This window comes from Streptomyces sp. NPDC048643 (assembly GCF_040650615.1).
Taxonomy (GTDB): Bacteria; Actinomycetota; Actinomycetes; order Streptomycetales; family Streptomycetaceae; genus Streptomyces.
Window position 1 is genome coordinate 65,860 of the sequence record NZ_JBEZHO010000020.1, and the last position, 11,414, is coordinate 77,273.

Here is an 11,414-nt window from a genome sequence, read left to right on the forward strand (position 1 = left end):
CGTGCCCCTCGGGGGGACGGGCGCGCGGGTCCGGTCCGCCGTGCGGGCTGTCTACCAGCGGAACGTGCGCATACGCATGGCGTGGCGCAGGCGGGCCGTCTTGGCCCGGCGGGGCTGGACCCGGTCGCGCAGCTCGCGCGCCTCGGCCAGGTCGCGCAGGAACTGGGCCCGTCGCCTCCTGCGCTCGGCGTCGCTCTCCTGCCGCTCGGAGGTCTCCTCTTCCGGGTTCCGCATTGGCACACCACCCCAGGTCCGTCCCTCCCACCTTCCCTCCGATGGTCGGTTTGATGCCAGCGGACAGGTGACGCGGCGGGCCGGGGCGTGCCGGACGGGGCAGTGGCGGGCGTCCGGGGCCCGGCTACTGTTGTGGACATGCGTCTCCACGTCGTCGACCACCCTCTGGTCGCCCATAAGCTCACCACCCTGCGCGACCGGCGCACCGACTCCGCGACCTTCCGGCGGCTCGCCGACGAGCTGGTCACCCTGCTCGCCTACGAGGCCACCCGTGACGTGCGGACGGAGCAGGTCGACGTCGTGACCCCGGTCTCCCCGACCACGGGCGTCAAGCTCTCCTACCCCCGCCCCCTCGTCGTGCCGATCCTGCGCGCGGGCCTCGGCATGCTCGACGGCATGGTCCGGCTGCTGCCGACAGCGGAGGTGGGCTTCCTGGGCATGGTGCGCGACGAGGAGACGCTTCAGGCCTCCACGTACGCCACCCGCATGCCGGACGACCTCTCGGGCCGCCAGGTGTACGTCCTCGACCCGATGCTGGCCACCGGCGGCACCCTCGTCGCGGCGATCCAGGAGCTGATCAAGCGTGGCGCCGACGACGTCACCGCTGTCGTCCTGCTGGCCGCGCCGGAGGGCGTCGCGGTGATGGAGCGGGACCTGGCGGGCACGCCGGTCACCGTCGTCACGGCCTCGGTCGACGAGCGCCTGAACGAGCACGGCTACATCGTGCCGGGCCTCGGCGACGCGGGGGACCGGATGTACGGCGCCGCCGAGTAACCACGGAACGGACGCCGCCTCGGAAGCGGGCTCTGCGGAACGGGTGTTCGGCAGAGCCCAGGGTTTCCGTTCCGAGGGGTCAGCAGCTCTTCTTGGTGGAGGGCGTCGGCACGGGCTGGGCCAGGACGGTCAGCGCCTTGTCGGCGTCCTCTTTTGTCGTGAGGGTCTTGAAGCCGTTGCCGATGATGAGGTCGACGGTGGTCGCCTGCGTCCGGCCGTCGGTCTTCAGCTGGGCGCCGGAGAGCTGGGTGTTGAGGACGGGGAGCGCGGCCCGGTCGGCGTTCTTGGCGCCGAGCAGCAGCCCCGCGCCGTCGACCTTCTTGTCGTAGGCGGCGGTCGCGTTGCCCACGTCGCCGATCTTGAAGCCGCGTTTCTTCAGCTCGTCCGCGGTCTGCTTGGCGAGCCCGCTGCGGGGCGTCGCGTTGAAAACGTTCACGGTGATCTGGCCCGGCTTCGGAAGGGTGCCCGCGACCGCGGCCGCCGCGGAGGCCTTCGCCGCCGGGGAGGCCTTGGACCCGCAGTCCGCCTTCGTGCCCGCGGCGCTGGCCCTGCCGCCACCGGTGAAGACGTCGATGAGCTGCAGGGTTCCCCACCCGATCAGCCCGAGTGCGGCGACGGAGGCGACGACCAGGAACGCGAGCCGGCGGCGCCCCCGAGGTCGGCGCATCCGCGGGTACTTGTCCCCCGTGATCCGGTACTGGCCACCCATGCCAGGGGGAGTGAGCATGCTCATGGGCGCAGCGTAGTGGGCCCGGACGGCGATGCCTACTAAATGATCATTGCTCGGCGCTCAGTTCAACCCATTGGGGTCAAGCCGTGGCCATTAGTCCAGTTCAAGGACGCGCGCGTGCAGCACCTGGCGCTGTTGGAGCGCGGCGCGGACGGCGCGGTGCAGGCCGTCCTCCAGGTACAGATCGCCCTGCCACTTGACGACGTGGGCGAAGAGGTCGCCGTAGAAGGTGGAGTCCTCGGCGAGGAGGGTCTCCAGGTCCAGCTGGCCCTTGGTCGTCACGAGCTGATCGAGGCGGACCGGGCGCGGCGCGACGTCCGCCCACTGCCGGGTGCTTTCCCGGCCGTGGTCGGGGTACGGCCGGCCGTTTCCGATGCGCTTGAAGATCACACGGAAAGCCTACCGGTCAAGACGTTCCGGGCGCAGCCACGGCGACGGAGTGCGACGCTGGAAAAGCCGCCGCAAAGCTGGGCAAATCGGAAACAGGGGTCTGATATGAGTGAGAGCGAGACCGTGCCGTCGGCTGCCGCTGGGGCCGGTCCCGAGGGGCCCGGCGGCGCCCCCGCGCTCCCGCAGGAGGCTCTGGAGATCGCCGCCGGCTACGCCTTCGCCGGACCCGCCCTCGACCTCGGCGCGCTGCTGTGGGACGGGGCCTGCCTGCCCGACGCGCAGATCCGCGTCCCCCTGCCGATGCTCAACCGGCACGGGCTGGTCGCGGGCGCCACCGGCACCGGCAAGACCAAGACGCTCCAGCTCATCGCCGAGCAACTGTCGGCACAGGGCGTCCCCGTGTTCCTCGCCGACGTCAAGGGCGACGTCTCCGGGATCTCGGCGCCGGGCGAGCCCGGGGACAAGGTCCGGGAACGGGCCGGGGAGGTCCACCAGGAGTGGACTCCGGGCGGCTGCCCCGCCGAGTTCTACGCGCTCGGCGGCCTCGGCCACGGCATCCCGCTGCGTGCCACGGTCACCAGCTTCGGACCGGTCCTGTTCTCCAAGGTGCTCCAGCTCAACCAGACCCAGGAGCAGTCGCTCGGCCTGATCTTCCACTACGCCGACCAGAAGGGCCTGGAGCTCGTCGACCTCAAGGACCTGCGCGCGGTCGTCGCCTTCCTGACCTCGGACGAGGGCAAGCAGGAGCTGAAGGGGATCGGCGGTCTCTCCACCGCCACGGCGGGCGTCATCCTGCGCTCCCTCACCGCCTTCGAGGCGCAGGGCATGAGCCCCTTCTTCGGAGAGCCGGAGTTCGACACGAGCGAGCTGACGCGGACGGCGCAGGACGGCCGGGGCGTGGTGTCGGTCCTCGAACTGCCCGCCGTGCAGGACAAGCCGCAGCTCTTCTCGACCTTCCTCATGTGGCTGCTGGCCGACCTCTTCCACGACCTTCCGGAGGTCGGCGACTCGGACAAGCCGAAGCTCGTCTTCTTCTTCGACGAGGCCCATCTGCTCTTCAACGACGCCTCCAAGGCGTTCCTCGACTCCATCACGCAGACCGTCCGGCTGATTCGCTCGAAAGGGGTCGGCGTCTTCTTCGTGACGCAGACGCCGAAGGACGTACCCGGTGATGTCCTCGCCCAGCTCGGCAACCGCGTCCAGCACGCGCTGCGCGCCTTCACGCCGGACGACCAGAAGGCGCTGAAGGCGACCGTGAAGACGTTCCCCAACTCCCCGTACGACCTCGAAGAGGTGCTCACCGGCCTCGGCACCGGCGAGGCCGTCGTCACCGTGCTGAGCGAGAAGGGCGCCCCGACGCCGGTCGCCGCGACCCGCCTCAGGGCGCCGCGGTCCCTGATGGGGCCGGTGGCAGGGGACGACCTCGACCGGGCGGTGCGGGCTTCGCCGCTCTACGGGCGGTACGCGCAGGCGGTGGACCGGGAGTCGGCCTACGAGAAGCTCACGGCGGCGCAGGCCGAGGGTGCCGCGGTGTCCGGGTCTGCCGGGCGTGGCGAGCAGGACGCTCCGCGGGCCGCGCGGTCCGGCGGCGGCCGGAGCCGCGCTCCGAAGGAGGACGCCTCCGTCGTGGAGCAGGTCGTCGGCAGCGGGATGTTCAAGTCGCTGGCGCGGTCGGTGGGCACCCAGATCGGACGGGAGATCACCCGGTCGCTCTTCGGGACGGCGCGCAGGCGGCGCTAGCACGCGGCGGGTGATGGGGCGCGACAGCGCCGGAGGCGGCCGTCCCGGGCGGGGCGGCCGCCTCCTGTCGTCAGGTGCGGGGGGTGTCCGGGGGCGAGCCCGGACGCTGTTCGTCCGGGTCGGAGCGCGGCACGGAGCGTGGCACGGGGCGCGGGTTCGGGTCGGGGGCGTTGTCGCGGGCGGCTTCCGCGCGCAGCAGGGCGCGCAGGACCGCGTACGGGTCCGTGGGCATGAGGGGTCCTGTCCTGTTGCTTGGTTCCTGGAATGCCGGTACGCCGGGACGGCGGTGTGCCAGAAGGCGGGATCACCGGGGTTCGCTGGTGAGAGACCTGGCCGGGGGCTCGGGCCTGGGGCCGGGGCCGGTCGGCGGGGCCGGGTCTGTCAGCAGCGCAGGACCACGCAGCGGAGCGTGTGCAGGGTGGGCGAGGGGGCGGGAGCGGGGCCGGTGGGCGCGGCTGCCCGTGCGGGGCGGGAGTGTCGTCCGGAGTGGGGCGTGGCGGCCGGGCGCGGTGGCGTGAGGGGGCGGTGTCCCTGGCGGTGCGGCGGGCGGAGCGCCGTGTCGAGGGCGTCGTGCTCCGTGGTGCCTTCCGCGCCGCCTGAGACGGCGGCGACGGACGCCATCGGGGCGGTGAACGCCTCCGGGTGCGGGCCCGTGGCGAGCAGTGCGACGACGAGCAGGACGAGGATCCGGACGACCTTGGTCCGGGCTCCTGGGTGAGCCGCTCCGCGGATCTCCCCGCGAGCCCCTCCCCGCGCTCGCCCGCGGCGGCGCAGCGGGTGCGGGTGGCGCGGGGTGGGGCTCATGAGCGTCATGTCCCCACCGGAGGCGGGGAGCTCACGGGGTCGGCGGCCAGATGCACCCGGTCGGCGTACTCCTCAGAGGGAGCGGGGGATCGCCCGGGCACCGGAGCGGATGCGGAACGCGACGACGGTCTCGGTGATGCCGACCGCGATCAGCCAGATCCCGCCGACCACCGTCAGGACGGCGACGGACTCGAACGGCGACACGATCAGCACGACGCCCGCGAGGAAGCTGATGATCCCGAGGACGATCTGCCAGCCGCGGGCCGGCACGCTCGGGTCCGACGCGGCCACCAGGGTCTGGGTGATGCCGCGGAACAGCCAGCCGATGCCGATCCACAGGGCGAGCAGCAGGATCGACTGCGTCGCGCCCCGGAAGCAGAAGAGACCGAGCACGATCGACAGGGCGCCGCTGATGAAGGCCATCACGCGCAGCGAGGTCGCCACGTGGGTGCCGAACGCGGCGACGACCAGGTAGAGGCCGAAGAGGACGCCTGCCACGAGGAGCGAGGCGCCGGGCCAGATCAGGACGATGACGCCGAGCGCCAGGGCCGCGACCCCGGCGGCGAGGACGGCCTGCCAGGCGCTGCGCGAGAGCAGGTGCAGCGGCCCTTCGAGGAGGGGGCCGTCCGGATCGGTGGATGCCTGGGTCATGGGCTCATGCTGTGAACGGGCCGGGTGGGGAGCCACTCGGGTGACCCGAACGGGTTCCGCCCGGTGGGTGGGGCGGGTGGACCGGCACGACCCCTCGCCTACGGGAAGGATCCAGCCTCTCCGGCCCTGGAGGAGCGGGGTACGGGGCGGAGCCCCAGGTACGGGAAGGGTAGGGGCGGAGGGGGCGAAGAAAGGTCTGTGTACGGGCCGGCACCCGCGCCGGGGGAGAGGGAACCCCGGTTCACAGGAACCCGGGTTACTTGCCGGAGGCCTTCGCGGCCTTCGCCGCGGCTTTCATCTCCTGCTTGTGCGCCCGCACCTTCGTCAGCGACTCCGGCCCGGTGATGTCGGCGACGGAGCGGAAGGACTTGGCCTCGCCGTAGGGACCCGCCGCCTCCCGCCACCCCGTGGGCCGCACCCCGAGCTGCTTGCCGAGCAGCGCCAGGAAGATCTGGGCCTTCTGGGGACCGAAACCGGGGAGATCCTTGAGGCGGCGGAGCAGCTCCGCGCCGGTGCCGGCGTCCTTCCAGACGGCGGAGGCGTCCCCGTCGTAGTGCTCGACGAGGTACTGGCACAGCTGGTGGATCCGCTTGCCCATGGAACCCGGATACCGGTGCACGGCCGGCTTGGCGGAGAGCAGCTCGGCGAACCTCTCCGGGTCGTACGACGCGATCTCGTGCGCGTCGAGATCGTCCGACCCCATCCGCTGGGCGATCGTGTACGGCCCCGCGAAGGCCCACTCCATCGGTACCTGCTGGTCCAGCAGCATGCCGATCAGGGCGGCGAGGGGGCTGCGGCCGAGGAGTTCGTCGGCTTCGGGCTGCTGGGCGAGGTGAAGAGTGACGTCCATGGACCGATGATCCCGCGTGCGGGGACGGGACGCTCGGTCGCCGCCGCCCGGGTCCACAGGGCCCTCACCCAGGCACGTACGATCGCGGAGCACGCAAGTTAGGGGAGCCTAACCTGAGAAGAGTGGGGACGGATCGTGACCGCCGAGATCTACCGTGACGCCTGGGGCGTACCGCACCTGCGTGCCGAGAGCGCGCAGGAACTGGCGCACGCCCAGGGTCGGGTCACGGCCGTGGACCGGGCGTGGCAGCTGGAGGTCGAACGGCACCGCTCGCAGGGCACCTCGGCCGCGTTCCTCGGCGCTGAGGCGGTGGGCTGGGACCGGTTCGCCCGGCAGGCCCGGCTCGACGACACGGCGCGGCGCTGCTTCGCGGCCCTGGAGGAGCGGGACCCCGAGACCGCCGCGTGGATCGTCGCGTACGTCGACGGGGTCAACGCCGGGCTGACGGAAGGCGCCCGGCGCGCGCCCGAGTTCGCCGCGACCGGTCTCACCCCGGGCCGCTGGGAACCGTGGAGCCCGCTCGGGGTCTGGCTCGGCACGCACATCCTCTTCGCCGGGTTCCCCGCGAAGCTGTGGCGCGAGGAGGTCGTGCGGCGGCTGGGCGCGGACGCCGTCGGCCTGTTCGCCATGGACGGCCCGGGCACGGCCGGCAGCAACGGCTGGCTGGTGAGCGGCGAGCGCACCGCCACCGGACAGCCGGTCATCGCCGGTGACCCGCACCGCTACATCGAGGATCCCGGCGTCTACCAGCAGATACGTCTGGCCTGCCCGGAGTTCGACGTCGTCGGCATCGCGGTCCCCGGCGTCCCGGGCATCGCGCACTTCGCCCACACCGGCACGGTCGCCTGGGCCATCACCAACGCCATGGCCGACTACCAGGACCTCTACCGGGAGCGTCTGCGGAGCGCGGGGGGCGGGGCCGTCGAGGCCCTCGATCCGGATGGGGTGTGGCGGGCCGCCGCCCGGCACGTGGAGCGCGTGGAGGTTGCCGGGGGCGCGTCGGTCGAGGTCGAGGTGGTCGAGACGGCCCGCGGACCCGTGGTGATCGGGGACGCCGGTGCCGGGGAGGGCGTCAGCCTCCGTTATCCGCCGCGCGTCACCCACGACCTCGGCTTCGGCACCCTCCTGCCGCTGTTGCGGGCCCGCCGGGTCGCCGACGTGGACCGGGCCTTCGACAGCTGGGTCGAGCCGGTGAACGTCGTGCAGGCCGCCGACACCGAGGGCGGGCTGCTGCACCGCGTCGCGGGCCGCGTCCCGCTCCGCGCCACGGACAACCGCGTGCGGATCGTGCCCGCCTGGGAGCCCGGGCACGAGTGGACCGGCTGGCACACGATGCCGTACGGCTCCGTCGAGGAGGGTGTCGCCGTGATGGCGAACCAGCGCGGCCCGGCGGCCCCGCTCGGCATCGAGTTCGCCCCGCCGCACCGTGCCGCCCGCATCCGGCGCCTCCTCGACACGGGGGGCAGGTGGACGGCCGCGGACATGCCGGCCCTCCACATGGACACCCATCTCGCCTCCGCGGAAGCCCTGTTGGACCGGCTCACCGCTCTCGACCTGTCCGGCCCGGCCGCCGAGCTGAGGGACCGACTCCTGCGCTGGGACCGGCACATGGACGCCGGCAGCACCGCGGCGGCGGCGTACGCGGAGCTGCGGAGCGCGGTCGTACGGCGGCTCGCCGCGCACCCGGCGCTCGCCGTCCTCGCCGACCCGCCCGCCTACCCGGACGTCTTCCTGCCCTGGCTCGCGCTCACCCCCCGCGTCGGCCTCGCCCTCGAAAACCTGCTGACCGCACGGGAGTTGTACGGCATCGACCGCGACACGGTCGTGCGCGAAGCCGTCGAGGAGGTGGCCGACCGGGCCGCCATCCGTACCTGGGGCGACACCCACCGGCTCGCCCCCTGGCGCGCGCTGACCGACACCTCGTACGACGAACCGGCGCTCTCCGGCGACAACGACTGCGTCCTGTGCACGTCGTCGGTGCCCGGGATCACCGACCTCAGCGCGCGCGGACCCGCCGCCCGCTACGTCTGGGACCTCGCCGACCGCGACGCCAGCCTCTGGGTGGTGCCCTTCGGCGCGGACGGCGTTCCCGGCGCCGGCCACCACCGTGATCAACTCGCCCTGTGGCTCGCCGGAGAACTCGCTCCGGTGACCACCGACTGGAAGACGCTGACCAAGGAGAGCGATGACGGCCGCTGACACGACGGACACCGCAGCCACGACCACGGAGCCGTACGCCGGTGGCCGCGCCGCCGTGCACGAGCAACCGGTCGAGGGCTTCGGCACGGTCCGGGTGCTGCCCGTGGACCCGCACGCCGACCTCGACGTCGTCCACGCCTGGGTGAGCGCGGAGCGCGCCGCGTACTGGGGGATGACCGGGTTCACGAAGCAGCAGGTCCTGGAGACCTTCCTGCACCTCGACTCGCTCGACACCCACCACGCCTTCCTCGCGGTCAAGGACGGCGTGCCGGCCGCGCTCTTCCAGACCTACGAGCCCGGGGCGGACCGCGTCAGCGAGTGCTACGAGGTCGAGCCCGGCGACATCGGCATCCACCTGCTGATCGGCCCCCCGGCCCCCGGGAGCGGCCGCCTGCCGGGCTGGTCGGCCGCGCTGCTGGGCGCGTTCACGGCGTACGCCCTGACCGGTCTCGACCGGCGGCGCGTCGTCGTGGAACCCGACGTCCGCAACACCAAGGCCGTCGAACGGCTGACCCGCCAGGGCTTCGTCCCCGCCGGCGACATCGTGCTGCCCGAGATCGACCTGCCCGAGGTCCACCTGCCCGAGAAGCCCGCCCGTCTCCTCTTCCTGACCCGCGAGTCCTTCGAGGAGGGTTCGCCCGCGGGGTGAGCAGGACGCCGTCCGGGTCCGTACGTAACCGAGACTCTGCCCATGCGAATACGGAGACGGCGTGTGAACGGAAGCGGGCGGCGAAACCGTCGGCGCGGAGCCCGGGTACTGACCCTGCTGGGCGGCGTCCTGATGCTGGTCCTCTTCACGGGTGTGAGCGGCGCCTCCGCGCACGCCGCGCTGACCGGCACGGACCCGCAGGACGGCGGCGTGCTGAAGTCGGCGCCCCGCCGGGTGACGCTGACGTTCAGCGAGTCCGTCGGACTGCTCGACGACTCCTTCCGCGTCCTCACCCCCGAGAACCGGCGCGTCCACACCGGTGCGCCGAGCCATGCCGACGGCCGGTCCGACACCGCGAGCGTCACCCTGCCCCGGGGCCTCGGGACCGGTACGTTCACCGTGGCCTGGCGGGTCGTCTCGGCGGACAGCCACCCCGTCTCGGGCGCCTTCACCTTCTCCATCGGCAAACCCTCCGCGACCGCCGCGCCGCTGCCCTCCGCCGCCGCGAGCAACCCCGCCTCCGCAGGCCTCTACGACATCGCCCGCTACGCCGCCTACAGCGGACTCGCGCTGCTCATCGGCGCGGCGACCTTCGTCCTCGCGTGCGGCCACCGCGGTTCCGTGCGGCGGCTGTTGCTGACCGGCTGGTGGACGCTGCTCGGCTCGACCCTCGCCCTGCTCCTGCTGCGCGGCCCCTACGAGCGTGGCACCGGGCTCGGCGACGCCCTCGACCCCGCGATCCTCAGTCACACCCTGACGAGCCGCCCCGGCATCGTGCTGGTGGCGCGCCTCGCGCTGCTCGCCGCCGCCGTCCTCCTGCCCCTGCGGGCGCCGCTGCGCGAACGGACACCGAGCCGCGCCGTCCTCGTGCTCGGCGGGCTCCTCGCCCTCGGCCTCGCGGTCACCTGGGCCGCCGCCGAGCACGCGTCCGCCGGCATCCAGGTCCCGGTGGCGATGGTCTCCTCCGTGCTGCACCTGCTCGCCATGGCGGTCTGGCTCGGCGGTCTGACCGCCCTGCTGACCGCGCTCCACCGTCCGGCCGAGCCGGTCTCCCCCGCCGTCGTCACCCGCTTCTCCCGGCTCGCCCTCGCCTCGGTCGCCGTCCTCGCCGCCACGGGCGTCTACCAGTCCTGGCGCGGCCTCGGCTCCTGGGACGCGCTGACCTCGACGTCGTACGGCCGTCTCCTGCTGGTCAAGGTCGGCGCCGTGGCGCTGCTGCTCGCCGGCGCGGCCTTCTCGCGGCGCTGGACGGCACGGCTCGCGGCACCGCGCGCCACGGTCACGGTCCCGGCCGGACGCGTACCGGTGGCGGTGCCGGCCGGCGGCCCCGGCGAGACGGAGGAGGGGGCGGGCGCCCACGGGGAGGAGCAGGGACCGGAGGCGGAAGCGACGAAGGACCGGCACGACGTCGGGACCGAGGACGGGCACGACGGCGGGGCGGCCGGGGCGATCGACGCCGGACACCGTCAGGGGCTGCGGCGTTCGGTGCTCGCCGAGGTCACCGTCGGCATCCTGGTCCTGGTGATCACGACGATGCTGACGGGGACGCAGCCCGGCCGTGCGGCCGAGGAGACCGCGGCCGCCACCGCGGCGGCCGACCACCCGGCCTCGTCGACGACGCAGGTCCCCTTCGACGTCGGCACCCCGGGCGGCCACGGCAAGGTCCAGGTCGAGCTGTCACCGGGCCGGGTGGGCGAGAACTCGGTGCAGGCCGTGATCTTCGGCCCCGACGGAGGCATCGCGACCGTCCCCGAACTGCGCATCACCTTCACCCTGGAATCCCAGAAGGTCGGCCCGATCGACGCGGAGATCACCGACAAGGGTGGGTACTGGACCTCCGACACCCTCACGCTCCCCCTCGCCGGCACCTGGACCATGAAGACCACGGTCCGCACCACCGACATCGACCAGGTCACGGTGGAGCGGAAGGTCCGGGTGAGCTGAGCCGCCGAAGGGCGCCGGACGGTCGCACGGCGGGGATCCGGGCAGGCACCCGGATCGGGCGGTTCCCGCAGCCCGTACGCCCGTTGGCGACCGCGTACGGCGCCCCTAACGTCGAAGGGCCCCACCTCGCGGTGGGGCCCTTCGACGTTAGTGCCCGGTGAGGCACTGGCGGAGGATACGAGATTCGAACTCGTGAGGGGTTGCCCCCAACACGCTTTCCAAGCGTGCGCCCTAGGCCACTAGGCGAATCCTCCGCGGCAAACAATACAAGACGTTGAGGAGTGCTCGCGAACTCGTTCCCCCTCTCAGGATCCTGTACTCTTTGCGGAGCCCCTCACGTGGCGCTATCTGACTGAACTCCCCCAGGGCCGGAAGGCAGCAAGGGTAGGTTGGCTCTGGCGGGTGCGTGGGGGGCGCTCACGTTTCCGGGACCGGTGTCCGGGCGAGTG

The 11,414-nt window shown here is 73.0% G+C and carries 12 protein-coding genes, 1 tRNA gene and 1 other RNA gene; 6 read left to right on the forward strand and 8 right to left on the reverse strand.

The features are described 5' to 3' along the window. Nucleotides 1-51: 51 nt before the first annotated feature. The gene (locus tag AB0C62_RS21150) at nt 52-234 is read right to left on the reverse strand and encodes a hypothetical protein (protein ID WP_351426420.1); all 183 of its coding nucleotides are present in this window, start codon (nt 232-234) and stop codon (nt 52-54) included. Between the two features lie 138 nt (nt 235-372). Between AB0C62_RS21150 and upp the strand changes: the two genes are divergently transcribed. Continuing rightward, complete coding sequence (gene upp, locus AB0C62_RS21155) at nt 373-1,008, forward strand: uracil phosphoribosyltransferase (protein ID WP_362975250.1); 636 nt, start codon at nt 373-375, stop codon at nt 1,006-1,008. 79 nt (nt 1,009-1,087) lie between these two features. On the opposite strand, the gene AB0C62_RS21160 is transcribed toward upp, so the two are convergent. Together AB0C62_RS21160 and AB0C62_RS21165 are read right to left on the reverse strand one after the other, a co-directional pair. After that, nucleotides 1,088-1,741, reverse strand: coding sequence for a LytR C-terminal domain-containing protein (locus tag AB0C62_RS21160; protein WP_362975252.1), 654 nt, complete (start codon nt 1,739-1,741; stop codon nt 1,088-1,090). Nucleotides 1,742-1,831: 90 nt separating this feature from the next. Then, nucleotides 1,832-2,128, reverse strand: a complete 297-nt coding sequence (locus tag AB0C62_RS21165; RefSeq protein WP_003999914.1) for a type II toxin-antitoxin system VapB family antitoxin — start codon at nt 2,126-2,128, stop codon at nt 1,832-1,834. A gap of 105 nt (nt 2,129-2,233) precedes the next feature. Here AB0C62_RS21165 and AB0C62_RS21170 point away from each other — a divergent pair, with 105 nt between their 5' ends. Beyond that, nucleotides 2,234-3,868 (forward strand): helicase HerA-like domain-containing protein, encoded by a 1,635-nt coding sequence (locus AB0C62_RS21170; protein ID WP_362975254.1) that lies wholly within the window; start codon nt 2,234-2,236, stop codon nt 3,866-3,868. 70 nt (nt 3,869-3,938) lie between these two features. Here AB0C62_RS21170 and AB0C62_RS21175 read toward each other — a convergent pair whose 3' ends face one another. The 4 genes from AB0C62_RS21175 to AB0C62_RS21190 form a co-directional block, all read right to left on the reverse strand. Beyond that, on the reverse strand, nt 3,939-4,100 hold the full coding sequence (locus AB0C62_RS21175; protein ID WP_362975256.1) for a hypothetical protein: 162 nt from the start codon (nt 4,098-4,100) through the stop codon (nt 3,939-3,941). A 149-nt stretch (nt 4,101-4,249) separates the two neighbouring features. Next, nucleotides 4,250-4,681 carry a hypothetical protein gene (locus tag AB0C62_RS21180; protein ID WP_362975258.1) on the reverse strand — a complete coding sequence of 144 codons (432 nt, stop codon included), beginning with the start codon at nt 4,679-4,681 and terminating at the stop codon, nt 4,250-4,252. Nucleotides 4,682-4,744: 63 nt separating this feature from the next. Further along, entirely contained in the window at nt 4,745-5,323 is a 579-nt protein-coding gene (locus AB0C62_RS21185) for a DUF308 domain-containing protein (RefSeq protein WP_362975260.1), read from the reverse strand. 256 nt (nt 5,324-5,579) lie between these two features. Then, nucleotides 5,580-6,173 carry an HhH-GPD-type base excision DNA repair protein gene (locus AB0C62_RS21190; protein ID WP_362975262.1) on the reverse strand — a complete coding sequence of 198 codons (594 nt, stop codon included), beginning with the start codon at nt 6,171-6,173 and terminating at the stop codon, nt 5,580-5,582. A gap of 135 nt (nt 6,174-6,308) precedes the next feature. On the opposite strand from AB0C62_RS21190, the gene AB0C62_RS21195 reads away from it, so the two are divergent. From AB0C62_RS21195 to AB0C62_RS21205, 3 genes are all read left to right on the forward strand, one after another. Continuing rightward, nucleotides 6,309-8,372, forward strand: coding sequence for a penicillin acylase family protein (locus AB0C62_RS21195; RefSeq protein ID WP_362975263.1), 2,064 nt, complete (start codon nt 6,309-6,311; stop codon nt 8,370-8,372). Next, the gene (locus AB0C62_RS21200; RefSeq protein WP_362975265.1) at nt 8,359-9,021 is read left to right on the forward strand and encodes a GNAT family N-acetyltransferase; all 663 of its coding nucleotides are present in this window, start codon (nt 8,359-8,361) and stop codon (nt 9,019-9,021) included. The genes AB0C62_RS21195 and AB0C62_RS21200 overlap by 14 nt, the downstream gene beginning before the upstream one ends. 132 nt (nt 9,022-9,153) lie before the next feature. Then, on the forward strand, nt 9,154-10,965 hold the full coding sequence (locus tag AB0C62_RS21205) for a copper resistance protein CopC (RefSeq protein WP_362975365.1): 1,812 nt from the start codon (nt 9,154-9,156) through the stop codon (nt 10,963-10,965). A gap of 166 nt (nt 10,966-11,131) precedes the next feature. On the opposite strand, the gene AB0C62_RS21210 is transcribed toward AB0C62_RS21205, so the two are convergent. Beyond that, nucleotides 11,132-11,219 (reverse strand) — tRNA-Ser (locus AB0C62_RS21210). Between the two features lie 71 nt (nt 11,220-11,290). Between AB0C62_RS21210 and ffs the strand changes: the two genes are divergently transcribed. Continuing rightward, an RNA gene (ffs, locus tag AB0C62_RS21215) (signal recognition particle sRNA small type) lies at nt 11,291-11,389 on the forward strand. The last annotated feature ends 25 nt before the right edge of the window (nt 11,390-11,414 follow it).